This is a genomic window from Sphingobacterium sp. SG20118, from assembly GCF_044740685.1.
Taxonomy (GTDB): domain Bacteria; phylum Bacteroidota; class Bacteroidia; order Sphingobacteriales; family Sphingobacteriaceae; genus Sphingobacterium.
Window position 1 is genome coordinate 3,902,897 of the sequence record NZ_CP172826.1, and the last position, 17,768, is coordinate 3,920,664.

14 protein-coding genes and 2 pseudogenes are annotated in these 17,768 nt (G+C 37.6%); 8 read left to right on the plus strand and 8 right to left on the minus strand.

The window, feature by feature from the left end; genetic code table 11:
* The first annotated feature begins 289 nt into the window (after positions 1-289).
* Complete coding sequence (gene smpB, locus ACFX5U_RS17975) at positions 290-745, plus strand: SsrA-binding protein SmpB (protein ID WP_038700732.1); 456 nt, start codon at positions 290-292, stop codon at positions 743-745.
* Here smpB and ACFX5U_RS17980 read toward each other — a convergent pair.
* The gene (locus tag ACFX5U_RS17980; RefSeq protein WP_400261641.1) at positions 732-1,655 is read right to left on the minus strand and encodes a helix-turn-helix domain-containing protein; all 924 of its coding nucleotides are present in this window, start codon (positions 1,653-1,655) and stop codon (positions 732-734) included. The two genes, smpB and ACFX5U_RS17980, sit on opposite strands and share 14 nt — an antisense overlap.
* Before the next feature lie 161 nt (positions 1,656-1,816).
* Between ACFX5U_RS17980 and ACFX5U_RS17985 the strand changes: the two are divergent.
* Both ACFX5U_RS17985 and ACFX5U_RS17990 read left to right on the plus strand, forming a co-directional pair.
* Positions 1,817-3,320, plus strand: a pseudogene (locus tag ACFX5U_RS17985) (aldehyde dehydrogenase family protein).
* A 121-nt stretch (positions 3,321-3,441) separates the two neighbouring features.
* The gene (locus tag ACFX5U_RS17990; protein WP_280565588.1) at positions 3,442-3,816 is read left to right on the plus strand and encodes a DUF779 domain-containing protein; all 375 of its coding nucleotides are present in this window, start codon (positions 3,442-3,444) and stop codon (positions 3,814-3,816) included.
* 46 nt (positions 3,817-3,862) lie between these two features.
* Here ACFX5U_RS17990 and ACFX5U_RS17995 read toward each other — a convergent pair whose 3' ends face one another.
* From ACFX5U_RS17995 to ACFX5U_RS18020, 6 genes are all read right to left on the minus strand, one after another.
* Positions 3,863-4,267 (minus strand): acyl-CoA thioesterase, encoded by a 405-nt coding sequence (locus tag ACFX5U_RS17995; protein WP_038700739.1) that lies wholly within the window; start codon positions 4,265-4,267, stop codon positions 3,863-3,865.
* Between the two features lie 6 nt (positions 4,268-4,273).
* Entirely contained in the window at positions 4,274-4,618 is a 345-nt protein-coding gene (locus ACFX5U_RS18000) for a hypothetical protein (protein ID WP_400261642.1), read from the minus strand.
* The gene (locus tag ACFX5U_RS18005) at positions 4,578-6,098 is read right to left on the minus strand and encodes a DNA mismatch repair protein MutS (protein ID WP_400261643.1); all 1,521 of its coding nucleotides are present in this window, start codon (positions 6,096-6,098) and stop codon (positions 4,578-4,580) included. The genes ACFX5U_RS18000 and ACFX5U_RS18005 overlap by 41 nt, the downstream gene beginning before the upstream one ends.
* A 123-nt stretch (positions 6,099-6,221) precedes the next feature.
* Complete coding sequence (locus ACFX5U_RS18010; RefSeq protein ID WP_038700743.1) at positions 6,222-6,878, minus strand: protein-L-isoaspartate(D-aspartate) O-methyltransferase; 657 nt, start codon at positions 6,876-6,878, stop codon at positions 6,222-6,224.
* 132 nt (positions 6,879-7,010) lie between these two features.
* On the minus strand, positions 7,011-9,512 hold the full coding sequence (gene priA / locus ACFX5U_RS18015) for a primosomal protein N' (protein ID WP_280565585.1): 2,502 nt from the start codon (positions 9,510-9,512) through the stop codon (positions 7,011-7,013).
* 79 nt (positions 9,513-9,591) lie between these two features.
* Positions 9,592-9,981 carry a DUF423 domain-containing protein gene (locus ACFX5U_RS18020; protein ID WP_038700747.1) on the minus strand — a complete coding sequence of 130 codons (390 nt, stop codon included), beginning with the start codon at positions 9,979-9,981 and terminating at the stop codon, positions 9,592-9,594.
* A 156-nt stretch (positions 9,982-10,137) separates the two neighbouring features.
* Here ACFX5U_RS18020 and ACFX5U_RS18025 point away from each other — a divergent pair, with 156 nt between their 5' ends.
* From ACFX5U_RS18025 to ACFX5U_RS18035, 3 genes are all read left to right on the plus strand, one after another.
* Positions 10,138-12,777: a hypothetical protein gene (locus ACFX5U_RS18025; RefSeq protein ID WP_280565583.1), complete on the plus strand. Its 2,640-nt coding sequence runs from the start codon at positions 10,138-10,140 to the stop codon at positions 12,775-12,777.
* A gap of 119 nt (positions 12,778-12,896) precedes the next feature.
* Positions 12,897-13,907 carry a bifunctional oligoribonuclease/PAP phosphatase NrnA gene (locus ACFX5U_RS18030; RefSeq protein ID WP_400261644.1) on the plus strand — a complete coding sequence of 337 codons (1,011 nt, stop codon included), beginning with the start codon at positions 12,897-12,899 and terminating at the stop codon, positions 13,905-13,907.
* Between the two features lie 18 nt (positions 13,908-13,925).
* Positions 13,926-14,912 (plus strand): FKBP-type peptidyl-prolyl cis-trans isomerase, encoded by a 987-nt coding sequence (locus tag ACFX5U_RS18035; protein ID WP_038700754.1) that lies wholly within the window; start codon positions 13,926-13,928, stop codon positions 14,910-14,912.
* Between the two features lie 116 nt (positions 14,913-15,028).
* Here ACFX5U_RS18035 and ACFX5U_RS18040 read toward each other — a convergent pair whose 3' ends face one another.
* A complete protein-coding gene (locus ACFX5U_RS18040; protein WP_038700756.1) occupies positions 15,029-15,547 on the minus strand; it encodes an ankyrin repeat domain-containing protein in 519 nt (172 codons plus the stop codon).
* Between the two features lie 369 nt (positions 15,548-15,916).
* On the opposite strand from ACFX5U_RS18040, the gene ACFX5U_RS18045 reads away from it, so the two are divergent.
* Both ACFX5U_RS18045 and ACFX5U_RS18050 read left to right on the plus strand, forming a co-directional pair.
* Complete coding sequence (locus ACFX5U_RS18045; protein ID WP_400261645.1) at positions 15,917-16,684, plus strand: TatD family hydrolase; 768 nt, start codon at positions 15,917-15,919, stop codon at positions 16,682-16,684.
* An 8-nt stretch (positions 16,685-16,692) separates the two neighbouring features.
* Positions 16,693-17,713: pseudogene (locus tag ACFX5U_RS18050) on the plus strand (asparaginase).
* The last annotated feature ends 55 nt before the right edge of the window (positions 17,714-17,768 follow it).

A 17,768-nucleotide genomic window follows, 5' to 3' on the forward strand; every position in this document is an offset into this window, starting at 1 on the left:
TAGATTAACACAAAATGACTTCATAATACTGTACGAAATACAGTATTACATCAAAAACGATGCAAACATACGAAAACAAAAGCTGACTTTCACTTAAAGTAAGTCATATTTTTCACATATAAATATCGTAAAAATAATTTTAATTTAACACTTAAATTAAATTCCAAAATTTCACAATGCTGAAAAAACATCATTATAATATTTATATTTGCTTTTCCTCGTATTACATGCAACAAACTTAATTGGTTTTTGTATTAAAATGGAATAGGAATAAATATATTAAGAAATTATGGCAATATCATCAGATATCAATATAAAAAATAAAAGAGCCTCATACGAATACAACCTGCTTGACAGATATGTTGCAGGGATTCGATTATTAGGAACTGAGATTAAATCAATTAGAGAAGGGAAAGCGACTATTAATGACAGCTTTTGCAACTTTTTTCATGATGGTCTTTACTTGCGAAATATGCACATTGCAGAATATTCACATGGTTCTTTTTACAATCACGAAGCAAAACGTGAGCGTCAGTTGTTGCTAACAAAAAAAGAATTGAAAAAATTACGTTTAAAGGGCGAGGAGAAAGGTTTCACGATTGTACCGTTACGTATTTTCATCAGTCCCAGAGGATTTGCAAAAGTAGAAATCGCGCTAGCTCAGGGTAAAAAAGACTTTGATAAACGCGATACGATCAAAGAAAGGGAAGGAAAAAGAGAGTTGGATAGAATTATGAAAAAATAAGTTCATCCGCCAACATGTATGCCCCTGGGGTCACTCCTACCCTGCTTTTAAAGAGACGAACGAAATAGTTGACATCATTAAAACCAAGACTAAAACACGTTTCTTTCACACTTTTCGTTTTTCGTAACAAGCCTTTTGCTTGTTGAATACGGGTACGAATGATATATTCTATGGGTGTTATTCCCAATTCGTTCTTAAAAAGGCGAAATAAACTAGAACGACTCATATTTGCCTGCTTTTCCAATACTTCAACAGAAATGGATTCGGAAAGGTGGGCATGTATATAGTTTCGGATATGCGCCAAAACAGTATTATTCTTCATCTTACCAAGTTCCAAAGACAACATAGTTTGCGCCTGCAACAAACGAATGATCAATTCATTGAAGGTCAAATCAACTAAAGCATCTTTCAAGGGGTTGCTACTGGTAATGGTTTGAAAAAGTTTATTGATCAATTCTGCTAACTCCGGTGTGTTGTACAGTTGAAATAAATTCGAATCTAATTTTCCTTCTGCCAGTACGAGCGTCCTCGGGTATTTTTCATTTAAACGGTTGATTACTTGATCGATTTTAGTTTTACTTATCGTCAAAGCAGTGCATTGGGTAGGATCACTTAGACTCGCGTCGGGAAAATCAATATGCATCTTACTATAAGCGGGTAAAACCATAGTTTGTCCAGGCAAATAATCAAAAGAATCTACCTGATGCAGATGCATGACCTTTTTACCATGTATCATATTGATGATGACCAAGTCATCAAATTGCAGCGGTACCATTTCCGAAGACTGATAGGTCTCAAAAACATTCAATTCCAGATTTTCTAGCGTAAATGCTCTCCTATTTTCTACCAATGTAGAAAGTTCATGACGTGCAGAAAAAGGCAACGAATGTACAAGCCTGTTATTTATCATATTCCTATCTTTTAATATAATCGGTTGGTACTCAAAGATAATATTTTTAAAAGATAGATGGAAATATAATGCTATCCTTTGGAACCATAATGCTACAAATAAAGAAAGCTATTCATTAAATTTGAGTTGAACAGTTTGTAAAACATATAAAACTAATTATTATGGCAACAATTCAAAGACCATCGTTTAAAGAACGTTATGGAAATTACATCGGAGGAAAGTTTGTTCCCCCTACATTAGGTAAATATTTTGATAACATCTCTCCTTTAGATGGAAAAGTATTCACACAAGTTGCGCATTCTACAAAAGAAGATTTAGACTTAGCCGTTGATACAGCAGCTAAGGCATTTGAAACTTGGGGAAAAACTTCCACAACAGAAAGAAGCATCATTTTAAATAAAATAGCAGACCGCATCGAGGAGAACTTGGAGTACATTGCTGCAGTTGAAACTGTTGACAATGGAAAAGCTGTCCGTGAAACCCTAAATGCCGACATCCCGTTAGCCATTGACCATTTCCGTTATTTTGCTAGTGTTATCCGTGCAGACGAAGGTTCATTGAGCGAGCTAGATCAAAATACAGTTTCGCTCATTGTACATGAACCACTTGGTGTAATCGCACAGATTATTCCTTGGAACTTCCCAATCTTAATGGCCGTTTGGAAATTAGCTCCAGCATTAGCTGCGGGTAACTGCGTCGTATTAAAACCTGCGGAAAGCACCCCTACGTCTATTCTAGTATTGATGGAATTGATTGGTGATTTACTTCCTGCTGGTGTTATTAATATCGTCAATGGATTTGGTGGCGAATTGGGTCGTGCCTTGGTTACAAACCCTAAAGTTTCTAAAGCAGCATTTACCGGTTTCTACAGCAACCGGTCGTATGGTAATGCAGTATGCAACAGAAAACATCATTCCTGTAACTTTGGAACTGGGTGGTAAATCTCCGAATGTTTTCTTCAGCTCTGTCATGGACCATGATGATGCTTACTTGGATAAAGCCATCGAAGGTGCCGTTTTATTTGCCCTTAATCAAGGTGAAATCTGTACTTGTCCGTCCCGCTTACTGATTCAAGAGGATATCTATGATCGTTTTATAGAGAAGGTTATTGACCGTGTCAATAAAATTAAAGTGGGTGACCCATTAGATACCGAGACCATGATGGGTGCACAGGCTTCTAAAATCCAAAAGGATAAAATCATGTCTTACATCAAATTAGGGAAAGAAGAAGGTGCTGAGCTCTTAACCGGTGGTGATGAAAACAACTTGGGGAATGGTTTAGAAGAAGGCTACTACATCAAGCCAACTTTATTCAAAGGGCATAACAAAATGCGTATTTTCCAAGAAGAGATATTCGGTCCTGTTTTAGCGGTGACTACGTTCAAGGATGAAAAAGAGGCTTTAGAAATTGCTAACGATACCATCTACGGTTTAGGAGCAGGCGTATGGACACGTGATGCGCATCAATTATATCAAATTCCGCGTGCTATTCAAGCTGGACGTGTATGGGTGAACCAATATCATTCATACCCTGCTGGAGCTCCTTTTGGAGGCTACAAACAGTCAGGTATCGGTCGTGAGAATCACAAAATGATGTTAGATCATTACCGTCAAACAAAAAACATGTTGATTTCATACAGTAAAGAAAAATTAGGATTTTTCTAAGCTTGAAAAACATAAAATAAGAAAATGGGGTTATCACGGTAATCCCATTTTTTAATTAGGTTAAAATGGTAAGAAAAGGTGAATGACCCAAGTGAACACACAGATTAAAAAACAATAGGCTATGACAAATAGATTAGAGGTAACAGAAAAGGCATCGGCACTGATACAGGAATTGGAGAAGAAATACGGGGACCTGATGTTTTATCAAGCTGGAGGATGCTGTGAGGGCACACAACCCCAATGCTTTGAAAAGGGAGGGTTCTACCCCAGAATGAATGATGCGATGATTGGGCTAGCAGAAGGTTATGAATTTTGGATAGACCGCGATTTATTTGAATACTGGCAGTTTTCACATTTCACCCTTGATGTGCTCGACGGATTTGGCCCAGGAGGATTTTCTTTAGAATCGTCTCTGGGGAAAACATTTAAAGTGCACTACAGGCTCTTTACTGAGGAGGAATTAAAAGACCTAACCCCTATAAAACGAATGGAATAACCTGTCAACGTTATTCCATTCCTAATTTACGATAAGCTTGTCTTCGTTACCCCTCGATATCCAATCCCTCTAACACAGGTATCGGTTTTTTATTATCATCCAATGCGACAAAAGAAAAAACACCCTTCACGGCCAATTCTCTTCCATCTTTGTACATATCTTCCAAAAATATTTCAACTTTTACTTTTAAACTCGTTCTTCCCACGTGTATGACTTCAGCAATGGCTTCAATCATACTACCGGCAGGAATTGCTTTTTCAAAATCAATCTTATCCGAAGAAACTGTCACCAGTGCTTTTCTACAGAAACGTGTCGCACACATAAAAGTTACTTCATCCATAATTGCCATGGCCTTTCCACCAAATAGCGTTGCGTGATGATTTGTTGTAAACGGGAAAACAGTTATAAAATGATGTGTTCTCGACTGTTCAATTCTTTCTTGTAATGTCATTTTTATTTAGTTTCTTCCTTGTTCTACGTCTACTCCAATACCTTTTAGTAACATTGAAGCATTAAATATTTTGCATTCTCCTATTTTCAATTTATAGTCAAAAAGCATCTCTCCATCAATAACTTGAATATCAAAGTGATAATTTTTCACTAATTTCGGATACTCATCTGCTAATGTTGAAAGCTGTAAATCGTGCGTTGCCACCATCCCTCTTCCTTTTTCTGAGATCAGTTTCTTGATAATAGCACGTGAACCCAAGTATTTATCGACCGAGTTTGTTCCCCTCAGCATCTCATCGATTAAGAAAAAGCTATCGGGGCGCTGTGCCACTGTTTCTAAGATAAACCTCATGCGGTCCAGTTTCTGCTTTAAAAGTGGACGTGCTTTCGTTCAGATTATCTTTGATACGCATATAAGAAATCAGATGAAAAATTGGAATTTCAAATGAGCTTGCTGGTACTACAGCACCTGCATAAGCCAATACAGCATTGATCCCAAGCGTCCGTAGGAATGTGCTTTTACCAGCCATATTAGAGCCCGTTACTAAAGCGATTTCATGATCTTCATTGGTATACGTATTGGCGATTGCCTTAGCAGTAGGAATGAGCGGATGAAGCAAATCAACAGCTTGAAGTGGAGTATCTAATGCTTCTAAAATAACGGGAGTAGCCCAATCCGGATGGTTACGCTTCCAAGTGCCCAAACTAACCAATGCTTCTACTTCAGCCAACGTATCGAACGATTCTAATATATCAGCTTGATACTTGGCCTTCCAATCCACAATAGCCAACACCTGCTTAAAATCCCACAGGAATATTAAGTTTAAAATAGTACCGACCATCATATTATTACGCGCATCCAGATTATTGATCAGTTTGCCGAGTTTTTTAAATGCCTGCGAAACAGAATCTGATGAGCCTACGATTTTCAACCGCTCTTGCAGTTCTTTATTACGCGGGGCAGTCCAAGTTCTATTTTCGACCAGCTCCATACTTGCGGCATAAGAATCCAATAGATTTCCAACTTTATCAATTCTGCTGGAAAAAAAAGAAATTTTACCCCCGTTGATCATAGGCCACAGGATATGTACTAGCCCAACTATTACCGGTAAAAATGCTATAGCGGGAATAAAGACGGCTAAAATCACCGTACTTAAAAAGAAAAATGGTGCTATTTTAACATATAGGCGCATAAAAAAATTGCCAAATGCAAAATCGTCGGATTGAAAGTACGTGGCTAAAAAAGATTTAACATCCAGTTTTTGATTCAAATTGGACAAGAGCTTTGCTTGAAAATCTTGGCACCAGTTCATATCTTTAGCCATTTCACTTGCTGCTTCCTGTCGCATCAAAATTTCAATACGCTTGGCATCTTGTAGCAACCAACTTCCTAAAACGGCAATACTTGATTTTGTTGTTGACCGGTTTAACAGTTCGAACAAAGAGTGCGCTCCTACGATATCCAAATCGGCACTATATGGATGCTTATTATCTTCCAAGTGAGCACCATTATCATAGATGTTAATCCCTTTATTTTCTAGCGCTATCTCATTCACATTGACAGCAAGCAATGCCTTCTGATAGTCGCTCCGCTTTTCCAACTTACTTTGTCTATTCACCAAGAAGGCAAAGAGAAAGATAAGCGCAAAAAATAAAATCAAAACCAGTAGCAGATTTTCCAACTGAAAAGAATAGAATAAAGCAGCACCTCCAAAAAGGATGACCGCTAAACGATAAAAGCTATTCTTATTGATCGCTAACTCTAGTTGTTTTACTTCTTGTTCAATCTTAGCCTTATTGCTAAGGTATAATTCCTGGATTTCATTTTTCATGATATGAATTGGTCTTTTGAAGGTAATGAAGTGATCATGAGCTCATGCGACTTCATTGTGGTTTGCAAACTTGTCAAGCTCAAGATAGCTTTCATGTACTTATAAACTAAAAAAGCTTGGTTTCTACCAAGCTTGGTCTCCTACTAAGGGAACAAATCTAAATGTATCGAGTTCGATTCGATCAAAATCGTTTTCACCAGCGCGAATGATGGTTACCATTTTTTGTTCCTTTTCATCTCCAACGGGAATGACGAATATCCCTCCTATTTTCAATTGTTTCAGCATGATTTCTGGAACAAAAGGAGCCCCAGCAGTAACGATAATTTTATCATATGGTGCATGCTGCTCAATTCCCCTAGAACCATCGCCACAGAAAAAATGAGGCTTGTAACCCATATAGGGCAACACCTGTATCGTTCTATTGTATAGGTTTTCTTGCCGTTCTATTGTGTAGACATCAGCGCCGAGCTCCATCAGAACACAGGTCTGATATCCCGACCCCGTCCCTATCTCTAAAACCTTATCTCCTTTTTTGACATGTAGCAATTCCGATTGGTAGGCAACTGTATATGGCTGTGAAATCGTTTGGCCATCACCTATCGGAAAAGCAATATCTTTATACGATTGATTCCAAAATGTCTCATCAAAGAAAAAATGGCGAGGCACTTTTCCAATCGCATTCAGTACATTTTGGTCACTGATACCCCTTGTCTTCAATAGTTGCACCAATTGCTTACGAGCACCTTTTTCCCTATAATTATCTACAAATTTATACGCCATTATGACTCAAAAATACTATTGTTATTTTACAATTACCACTACAAGAACTTTTTCATAACTAATCTATTAACCTGCAAGCCCTTTCATTTGAAAAGGATAATTTTTGGCTATTTTTGTTTACCATGAACTATGCTAATAAGGGTCTACATCAATCACAACACGTGCTCCAGCATTTGCTTTATCGGCAATAAAATCGTTCTTTACCAGCTTGATCAAATCTTTTACTTTCACAATACTGATATTATTTCTTTCAATCTTTAACGTAATGGTCTGAATAAAGTAGTTTCGTACTCTTCCTACCAGTGGCGTTTCGGGTCCTAAAACACGTGAACCGAGCTGTTGTCGCAATCCTGATGCAAATTTCTTAGCGCCATCATAACATTTTTGGATATCCATATGCTTGATATCAATTCGGATGACGCGATAAAATGGTGGATAGGCAAAATTCTTACGTTCTTTAACTTCCGTATCAAACATCCCTTGGTAATCATGTGCGACCACCTGCTCCAAAACGCGATGTTTTGGTGTATAGGTCTGAATGATTACCTGCCCACCTGCTTCTCTACGTCCGGCACGTCCGGCCACCTGTAGGAAAAGTGAAAAAGCCCTTTCATATGCTCTGAAGTCAGGGAAATTAATCATCGTATCGGCATTGATAATCCCGATTAAACTAACACGTCCAAAATCCAATCCTTTTGCCACCATCTGCGTTCCGATCAGGATATCAAACTCATGTTCATCAAATGCACCTATGATTTTATCAAAACCATTCTTACCCTTGGTGGAGTCTAGATCCAAACGTGCAATACGTGCATTAGGCATCAACAACTCCAATTCTTCCTCTACTCGCTCTGTTCCAAAGCCCTTGCTTTCGATATGTGGCATCCCACAAGCAGGGCATATTTTAATCGGAGGTTCCACATGGCCACAATAATGGCAATGCATCATATTTGAACTTTTATGATACGTCATACTGACATCACAATTGATACATTTAGCTACGAAACCACAGGTATTACATTGAATAATGGTGGTATGACCACGTCGGTTTTGAAACAGTATCACTTGCTCCTTGCGTTCCAAAGCAGCTTCTATTGCCTTCAATAAAGTTCCTGAGAAATAAGAAAACATATTTTCCTTTCTTCCTTCCATTGGAATATCGACAATATGGATATCGGGCAATTGCGCATTACCAAAACGCTCTAAGAGTTGTACAAATCCATATTTATTTGATTTTGCATTATAAAAACTCTCAATAGAGGGTGTTGCAGAGCCCAATAGAACTTTAGTCTGATGGATATATCCTAAATAGATTGCTGTATCGCGGGCGTGATAGCGTGGTGCGGGATCATACTGTTTATAGGAGCTCTCATGTTCCTCATCAACAATAATAATTCCCAGGTCTTGAAATGGTAAAAATATAGAAGAACGTGCTCCAACTATAATCTGGAATTCATTTTTCATCACTTTATGCCATACCTCAGCACGTTCATTATCATTAAACTTAGAATGATAAACGCCCAACTTATCGCCAAAATGCAATTTCAACCGAGCGGTTATTTGTGCCGTCAAGGCAATTTCGGGTAATAGGTATAATGCAGACTTACCCGCTGCTATTGCTTGCTCGATAAGTCTAATATAGAGTTGTGTTTTTCCGGATGCTGTGACTCCGTGCAACAAGGTAACATCTTTGCTTTCGAAACAATGTTGAATCTCTTCATAGACACGCTGCTGATTGGTATTAAACTCAAAGTTAGCATCCAATTCTACATCTTCCCCCTGAAAACGACTGACCACTTTTTCTTTTACTAGGAATACACCTTTATCGATTAATGCCGTAACAGCCCCTGAGCCACATCCCGAAGCTTCCATGATCATCTGTCTGGTTATCTCTTCGCCCTTTTTCAACAGTTGCATAAAAGCCAATACGGCATCTTGCTGTTTTGGAGCTCGATTTAATGCATCCAGCAACGTGCGTTTACCCTCTTCCTCGCGAAATTCTGGAGCAAAGGAGAAAAAAACCTTCGTTTTTGGTTTATACCTTTCTGTTATCTCTTCGGAAATCAAAACAATACCCTTATCAAACATCGTTTTCAATATCGGAAATACCGATTTTTGACTTAATAGCTTAACGATATCATTGACTTTCAATTCTCCAGCTACCTCAAGCGCTTCGATAATTAAGTATTCTTTATCCGTCAAAGATGAGCGATCGAAATCGTCGGGAATTGCCGATACGATTTTAGTTTCGCTGGCGAGTTTCAGTGCCGATGGCAATGCTGCCTGCATAACCTCTCCCAAGGAACACATATAATAATCAGAGATCCAATCCCACAGCAATAATTGCGCACCATCAACGATAGGTTTCTCATCAATGATATCTAATATATATTTCGCTTCGTAGTGTTTTGGTGCTTCTTTGCTTATTTGCTTGACGATGGCAGAATAGATCTTATTCTTACCAAACTGCACCATAACACGAACACCGACCTGAATCTTATCGTTCCATTCGACAGGAATACGATAAGTATAGGTATTGGCTAAAGCTAAAGGCAAAATAACATCGACAAAAACAGTCGCTCGGTCTGTGAAAAATAAATTTTGAGGCTCTGGCATGTTCATTTCAAGTATCATGTAAAATTACTAAAAATAAGCCCTCGAAAAAACGTTAATTTCTTCGAGGGCTTATTTTCACCGTATAAATAGGGTTATGCTATGATTTATTCTTAAGAGCTGCAACAAATAAGGCTACCCATCCCACAATAAAGGCTACGCCACCCAATGGTGTAATCGGCCCTAATATAGCGGGGTTGCCAAAACCAGTTATTTCCCTTACGCTTAACAAGTATAATGATCCTGAGAAGAAAAGCAATCCAATAATAAAAGCAATGAATGATACCCGAATAGATGCTGTTTTAGCCCGTGAGAAAGTGGATAAAAACAACAAAGAAAGGGTATGATAAAAGTGATACTGGTTGGCTGTTTTCCATGTTTCTATATGTTGCTCACTAATTTTTCCTTCCAAACCGTGTGCTCCAAAAGCGCCTAAAATAACTGCTAGTGTACCAAAAAATGCAGCCACTAGGATAATTTTCTTATTCATTATTTAAAATTATGTCTCTATTTTATTAATGCTGGCTAAATGTATCAAATCTTCCTCACAAAAGCAGAATAATTATTAAATTTATTGTTACAAATGGAGTTCTAACGTTAGATAAGTAGAGTTCTGAATATTTTTTTAGTAGGTTTGTTATTAGATATGAGAAATACGATTATAGTTACTGTTTTACTTTTTATAGCCGTAGTTGCGGCTACGGTCTACTACTTCTCAGACAGCAGCAGCAAACAAGAAAACGCAACAAAAACGCTCCAATATTTACCGGCAGATACTTATTTCATAACAGCCTTCAAGAATGACCAAACGACGGATACCATCTTTCGTAATTTCGAATTATTCGAAGCCATTCAGGGAAAACAGGTTTTTGAGAACCTCAAGACATTAAAACAAGATTTTCTGGGCTCCGAATCGCTAAAGGGAAAGGTGCAAGATACCGAAGTCATTCTTTCCTTTCATCCCAGTAAAACCGGTATCGCGACTTTATTCAGCATCGCTTTACAGGAAAAGTTGAACAATACATCGTTAGAAACGATATTTCAAGGTATAGATTCAAAGTACAAACAAAACCATGTCGACACCTTGGGTCACCGTATCTATCGTTTCGATAAGGGTATAAAAGACTCCGTGCTCTACTGTACACTTTATGAAAACGTGTTATTTGCAGGTTATGAACCTGCTCTTCTCTATCAAGTATTGGATAAAGCTGTTCCAAAATTAGATGCAAAACAGATTGCGTTTTTCATCAACCATAACAGTAAGAATACACCCCTGAGTCTTTATTTCAATAACAGTCAAATTTCGCCTCTTGCAAAACAAATGATGCGCAGTAAATTTGGTATCTACCTGCAACAAATAGACTCCTTACAAGGAAGTACAGCTTGGAATCTAAACTTCAAAAGTGATGCTCTCATCTTTAAAGGGGAAACAAAGCTTGATTTAAATCATCGTACTTACCTTCATCTTTTCGCCAACCAATCTGCTCAGGTACAAACTTTAGCCAATTTTTTACCAAAAAACACGGCATCTTACCTCAACTATAGCCTTTCCGATATCGGTAGTTTTCATCATGCTCTAAATGATTTATTTGTCTACCGCAAGGAAGCTGACAAAATAAAGAGTCAACAACAGTTAATCGAAAAAGAAAGTAAAGTTGTGTTTCAAACAGATATACTTCCGCTGTGGAACGATGAGTTTGCGATAGCTGCATTAGATAACGATGTCCTATTGGGCCTGGTGAGCTTAGCGGACAGCAGCAAATTTATGGAAACAGCTAAAAAGATAAGTTCCAACCAAGGTGATTCTATCTATCAGTTTAATTATTCCAATATCCTATATGCTAGTTTTGGAGATCCATTCAAATCTTTTCAACGTCCATACTTTACCCGAATAGGTAAAGTATTGGTCATCGCAAATCAAACAGGGATACTGAGAAAATATCGTCAAACCTATTTTGACAACCAGCTGATGTCAGGCACTGCCATCTTCAAGAACCACAACGCCATTCATAGCAACCGTGCCAATGTGACATTTTATATCGAACCAAGCACGGCTAAAAATAGCATCATCACTAATTTAAAATCAGAATATGCACAAGATTTTAAAGATCAGGATGACTTTGGTTACCAAAATTACTACTCTGCATCACTTCAATTGAGTGGAAATGAGGGTGGATTTGTATCAGGTTTCTATGCCGTATATAAATCTAAAAACCGCTTAGGAGGCACTCCAGAATGGACCTTTCAGCTCAATTCAAAGTTAATCAACAACCCTTGGGTTTTTGATCAAAGCGAAAATAGTAAGTTTATATTGCTCCAAGAACAAGATCATACCGTCTATGCCTTAAGTCCATCTGGAAAAGAACTTTGGAAAACTTTATTTCAAGGTGAAATTTTGGGACAGCCAATTCAGTTGCAAGACCGTAGTATAATCTTAAATACACGTAGTCGTCTCTATCGATTTTCGCCTGATGGAAAATTGCTACCAGGTTTTTCAATTGGTTTAGCTAATAATGCTACTGCAGGATTGACATTGACCAATTTTAATAATGAAAAAAGAATCTATATTCCTTGTTCAAACCAAATTGCTGTTTATGATTTGAATGGTAAAAAAATTGAGGAATGGAAAAACCCTACTTTAGATAGCAGGATACTTTTCGACTTAAAAGCTGCTACGATAGCAAACCAATATTTTATCGTAGCTGGGACGAGTCAGGGTTCGGTTTATTTTTTCAATGAAGTTGGAACTTTAATACATAAGCAAGAGCTCAATGTAAATGGGCAGACGCTGAAAAATCCGATAGGCATTATTACAACTTCGGATAAGAAAAACTCATATATAATCGTTCCTAAGGACAAAGGGGAGTTAATAAAGGTGCCATTTGAAGGCGAGCCTATCAAACTAAAGGTTGGGGATTGGGGATCGAATTTCAGCTTCAATTTTGAAGATGTGAGTGGTTCTGCAGACAAAGATTATGTTGTGCTCAGTGAGAACAATCTTTCGGTCTACAATCAAAGGGATGCAACAAAATATTTTGAATACAAATTTGTGGATGATGTGAGTAATACCCCCACTTTCTTTAAGGTGACGAATAACAATGACTTAGTGGCTGTTTCTACCAATAATCGCATGATCTATATTTTTAATGAAGACGGACTTGTTCGCGATGGGTTCCCTATAGAGGGTATGTCCAAATTCTATTTTGGACCGATCGATTTTGGTAATAATTCGTCCTATTTAATTAGCTCTAAACGAGATCATAAACTTTATGTTTATAAGTTTTAACAAATTGTAATTCAAAAATTTAAAAACATAAATTAAACTTTTACAAACGTCTCAAATGTTTATAAAAAAATGCAGAAAATATATTTTTTTTATAGTAGGTTTGCAGACTTAATACGGATATGCTGACATCAGAACAACTAAAAACACTATTATCAGAACCTAAAAGAATTGTAATCACGACGCACTTCAAACCAGATGGCGATGCGCTTGGTTCTTCATTAGGTCTATTTTATTGGCTACAAGCCCATAAACACGATGTAAGTCTTATCGTCCCATCCGATTTCCCTGCCTTTTTAGATTGGCTACCAGGTTTGGAACATGTACGCATCTATACGCGCAATGTGCAAGAGAATCAAAAATTAATTGCTGATGCTGAATTGATTTTCTGCCTTGATTTTAACGGTCTTGGCCGCATTCACGATATGGCTGAACCTATTGAAAAAGCAACAGGTATAAAGTGTATGATCGACCATCATCTGGATCCTCAGGGGTTTCACGATTATGCTTACTGGGACCCTAAAGCAGCTGCGACAGCGCAACTGATCTTTAGATTTATTAAAGATGAGATGCATGACGAACAAAACATCTCTGCAGATATGGCGACCTGTTTATATACGGGTATCATGACCGATACGGGATCATTCCGCTTTCGATCGACGACCTCCGAAATTCACCGCATTATCGCGAGCTTAATTGATTGCGGGGCCCAGAATTGGGCGATACACGAATCTATCTACAACAGCTCTTCCGAAGGACGTTTAAAATTCTTAGGCTACTGTCTGCTCAATCGTTTGGAAGTATTTCCAGAGTACAATACGGCGATGATTTATGTGACGCAAGAAGATCTAAAAAGCTTTGAAGTGATAACCGGAGATACAGAGGGCTTAGTGAATTATGCTTTGTCCATTAAAGGAATTCGTTTAGCTGCTTTAATTATTGACAGAACTGAACAAATTAAATTATCTTTGCGCTCGATTGGCGATGTTCCATGCAATGAAATCTGTAAGACATATTTCAATGGAGGAGGTCATCTCAATGCGTCGGGAGGAAATTCGTACGATGATATACAAACAACCATCGCTACATTTAAATCTGCTTTACCAAATTATAAAGAAATATTAACAAAATAAGATAGCAATTAAACTGAAATGAAGAAATCAATTCTATTATTCACAGCAGCAGGACTATTATTAACTGCATGCCAAAATTTTAAAAAGGCTGAGGGCGGCCTAGAATACAAAATCGCTAAGGATGCTGGTGCTGAAAAAGCGGTATCTGGAGATTTATTATCAGTAGATATTGTTGTAAAGTCGGATAGAGATTCACTATTAAGCAGCACTTATGATAAAGGCACACCTGAAATCGTACAATTATACCCAGATAGCATCATCAAACAAAATCCTGGAGATCCAACAGGTCTATTCAAGTTGGTAGGTGAAGGTGATAGTTTAGTATTCAAGATCAATTTAGATTCAATGACTGCTAAAACACAACAACCAAAACCAGATTTTGCAGACAAATACATCATCTATACTGTTAAAGTACAAAAGCACTTCAAAAAAGGTAAATTAACAGATCAAGAAATTGGCGATCAAGTAACTAAATATTTTGAAGCTCAGGTTGCGAAATTAAAAGATGCTGAAGCTGGAAAAACTGCAGCATTCTTAAAAAGCAACAAATTAGAGCCGAAGAAAACAGCTTCTGGTTTACAATATGTGGTTACGAAAGAAGGAACAGGTAAAAATGCAGTTGTAGGTGATACGGTTGTTGTTAATTACATTGGTAAATTGACGAATGACAAAGTATTCGATACAAATCAAGCAGATTTAGCGAAAAAACATAAAGTTTTCAATCCACAAAGACCTTACGAAGCATTACGTTTACACTTAGGTGTTGATGGTGTTATCACAGGTTGGACTGAAGCATTCCAATTGTTTAACAAAGGTACTAAAGCAACGTTGGTTATTCCTTCAGCTTTAGCTTATGGTGAGCGTCCAGCGGGAACTATCCCTCCATATTCTCCTTTGGTATTTGAAGTAGAAGTTGTTGACATTATCCCTGGAAAAGCACCAGCTGCTGCACCAGAGCCAATCCCAGCAACAAAATTGACTCCAGCTACTCCAGCAAAAAAGTAACTAAAAAATAAAGCATAAATAAAAAGCGCTTACCGGATATCCGGTAAGCGCTTTTTATTTATGCTAGAATAATCGTCTAATCTTCGCTAGTGATGCAACACATCACAGCTGGACCATTACTTTAATAGCTTGATCAATTCAATATGCTCTTGCATAATGGCATGATCAAATGCCGTATTACCCCTATTATCTTTGAAGCTTTTGATTGCTCCATTTTCCAGTAAGAAAGCTCCTATATCCTTTTGTCCGAATGTAGCTGCATAGATCAATGCGGTAGCTCCATTACTATTTTTTGTGTTAATATCTGCTTGGTTTTCCACCAGTAGTTTAACCATCGGAAGATTACCTTTAAAAGTGGCTCCCATGAGCGCCGTATTGCCATGCTTATCTTGAAAATCGACAGCAGCTCCTTTACTCAGTAAATAAGGGGTTACGTGTTCGCTGTTATTATAAACTGCTAATATGAGTGCACTGAATCCTTTTTCATCTACAGCATCTAAATCTAAATTTGCATCTGCCTGAAATAAACTATCCATCATTGCTACATTGTCAGTTCTTGATGCCAAGAATATATCTTGGGCATTCAGCTGGCTCATGTAAATCAAACAGATCAAAAATAATATAACTTTCTTCATGTCGATAAATATAGGGTAAACTATTTTGCTAATAAAATTTGCATCTCTTTTCTATCCATTTTCACTACATCTGCTAGACGTTTTCCATAATTTTGGTCCGCTTGATAAAAGAATGATATCATTTTCGCATGAAATGGCTCTAATTATAGGTTTCTTATGTATTTTTTACTGCCAATATTTTTTTTTCATTTTTCGTGAAAAATAAAAAAAGTAGCTCCAAGTAGTCTATATTCGCAACAAATAGGTCGGATATGCAACTAATTTTTAAAGCATTGCACTAATCTGCATGAGCCTGATAATCGTTAAGTTTAATCGGATTAGGTCATATCATTCAAAACTTTTATTTTTACGCTAGCTATACTTTAACGCATGTTATTAACAGATACCCACACGCATATATATTACCATAACGAACAGGATACACTAGCTGCACAAATGGAGCGCTGTTTTGAGCACAATATTCATCGCCTATTTCTTCCAAATGTCAACAGTGAGTCTATTGCTGCCGTGATGAATACCGTTGCAGCTTATCCTCAAAATTGCTTTCCTATGCTAGGTTTGCACCCCTGCGATGTGAAGGAAAATTATGAAGCTGAATTAGCTAAAATTTATGCAGCCTTACAACAACACGAAGTGTATGCAATCGGAGAAATCGGTTTGGATCTTTATTGGGACAAATCGACTTTAGCGATTCAAATAGATGCATTTCGCCAACAGGTGCAATGGGCTAAAACACGCAACCTACCTATAGATATTCATTGTAGAGAGGCCTTTGATGAGCTATTTGTGTTATTGGAAGAGCTGAAAGATGATAAATTATTTGGGGTCTTGCATTGTTTCACGGGTAATCTTGCTCAAGCGCAGCAAGCCATCGACCTCGGTTTTGCATTGGGAATCGGTGGTGTGGTCACGTACAAGAAATCTGGCCTTGACGAAGTCGTCAAGCAGATTGACTTGAAACATATCGTATTGGAGACTGACGCTCCCTATTTAACTCCTGTACCGTTTAGGGGTAAACCGAATGAAAGTAGCTATTTACACTATATCGCACAGAAAATAGCGGATATCCACGAGGTATCAATGGAAAAAATAGCAGCAATAACAACTGAAAATTCAAAAAGAATATTTGGAATCTAAATCATATCATGCATAATATATTCATCATATACACAGGTGGCACGATCGGAATGGTCAAAGATGAAAATGGAACATTTGTTCCTTTTGACTTTGAGTTGATCATGAAGAAACCTTCCTGATCTCAATCGATTAAATTACAAATTGACAGTCCACTCGTTTAGCCCCATTATTGATTCTTCCAATATGAAGCCCGAAATATGGGTAGAAATGGCACAGATTATCAAGGATAACTATGATGAATATGACGGATTTGTTATCTTACATGGCTCAGATACGATGTCATTTTCAGCTTCTGTACTGAGTTTCATGTTAGAAGGCTTGCAAAAGCCTGTGATATTATCGGGCTCGCAGTTGCCAATCGGAGAAATCCGTACCGATGCTCGTGAGAATATGATGACAGCATTGGAAATAGCATCGACCAAACACTTTGGCCGATCGATGATTCAAGAAGTTTGTATTTTATTTGATAATAAATTATTTAGGGGCAATCGTTCTTTCAAATATCATTCAGCAAAATTCGAAGCTTTCCGATCACCTAATTACCCTGTCTTGGTAGAGGCGGGTATTCACTTACAGTATAATCAAGATGCTTTGCTCAACAATAGTGGCAAAGAGTTTATCTTACATACCAAATTGGATGACCGTGTTGCTGTCTTGAAACTATTCCCTGGCATTAACGCCAATACCATCAAGTCCGTATTGAATGCTGATGTTCGTTCGATTGTTATGGAAACTTTTGGATCAGGAAATACCACAACGGATCAATGGTTTTTAGACCTACTGAAAGAAGCTATCGACAGTGGCAAAAACATCTTGAATATTTCGCAATGTAAGGTTGGGTCAGTAGAATTGGGTCGGTACGAGACCAGTACAGGACTTAAAGCAATTGGAGTACTCAATGGTTACGATATGACATTTGAGGCCGCTGTCACTAAGCTCATGTACTTACAGGGGGAGTGTGCAGACCAAAAAGATGTTGCCTATTGGATAGAAAAGAATATTAGGGGTGAATTGACCGTAAACGATTAATGGATAGGTTTGATAGGAGATATGAAATTGGAATAAGCATTCAAATTTCATATCT

What these genes read in the sequence shown, in the direction of transcription:
- smpB (WP_038700732.1), top strand. Translation starts at nt 290, where the DNA reads ATGGCAATATCATCAGATATCAATATAAAAAATAAAAGAGCCTCATAC.
- ACFX5U_RS17980 (WP_400261641.1), bottom strand. Translation starts at nt 1,655, where the DNA reads ATGATAAATAACAGGCTTGTACATTCGTTGCCTTTTTCTGCACGTCAT.
- ACFX5U_RS17990 (WP_280565588.1), top strand. Translation starts at nt 3,442, where the DNA reads ATGACAAATAGATTAGAGGTAACAGAAAAGGCATCGGCACTGATACAG.
- ACFX5U_RS17995 (WP_038700739.1), bottom strand. Translation starts at nt 4,267, where the DNA reads ATGACATTACAAGAAAGAATTGAACAGTCGAGAACACATCATTTTATA.
- ACFX5U_RS18000 (WP_400261642.1), bottom strand. Translation starts at nt 4,618, where the DNA reads ATGAGGTTTATCTTAGAAACAGTGGCACAGCGCCCCGATAGCTTTTTC.
- ACFX5U_RS18005 (WP_400261643.1), bottom strand. Translation starts at nt 6,098, where the DNA reads ATGAAAAATGAAATCCAGGAATTATACCTTAGCAATAAGGCTAAGATT.
- ACFX5U_RS18010 (WP_038700743.1), bottom strand. Translation starts at nt 6,878, where the DNA reads ATGGCGTATAAATTTGTAGATAATTATAGGGAAAAAGGTGCTCGTAAG.
- priA (WP_280565585.1), bottom strand. Translation starts at nt 9,512, where the DNA reads ATGATACTTGAAATGAACATGCCAGAGCCTCAAAATTTATTTTTCACA.
- ACFX5U_RS18020 (WP_038700747.1), bottom strand. Translation starts at nt 9,981, where the DNA reads ATGAATAAGAAAATTATCCTAGTGGCTGCATTTTTTGGTACACTAGCA.
- ACFX5U_RS18025 (WP_280565583.1), top strand. Translation starts at nt 10,138, where the DNA reads ATGAGAAATACGATTATAGTTACTGTTTTACTTTTTATAGCCGTAGTT.
- ACFX5U_RS18030 (WP_400261644.1), top strand. Translation starts at nt 12,897, where the DNA reads ATGCTGACATCAGAACAACTAAAAACACTATTATCAGAACCTAAAAGA.
- ACFX5U_RS18035 (WP_038700754.1), top strand. Translation starts at nt 13,926, where the DNA reads ATGAAGAAATCAATTCTATTATTCACAGCAGCAGGACTATTATTAACT.
- ACFX5U_RS18040 (WP_038700756.1), bottom strand. Translation starts at nt 15,547, where the DNA reads ATGAAGAAAGTTATATTATTTTTGATCTGTTTGATTTACATGAGCCAG.
- ACFX5U_RS18045 (WP_400261645.1), top strand. Translation starts at nt 15,917, where the DNA reads ATGTTATTAACAGATACCCACACGCATATATATTACCATAACGAACAG.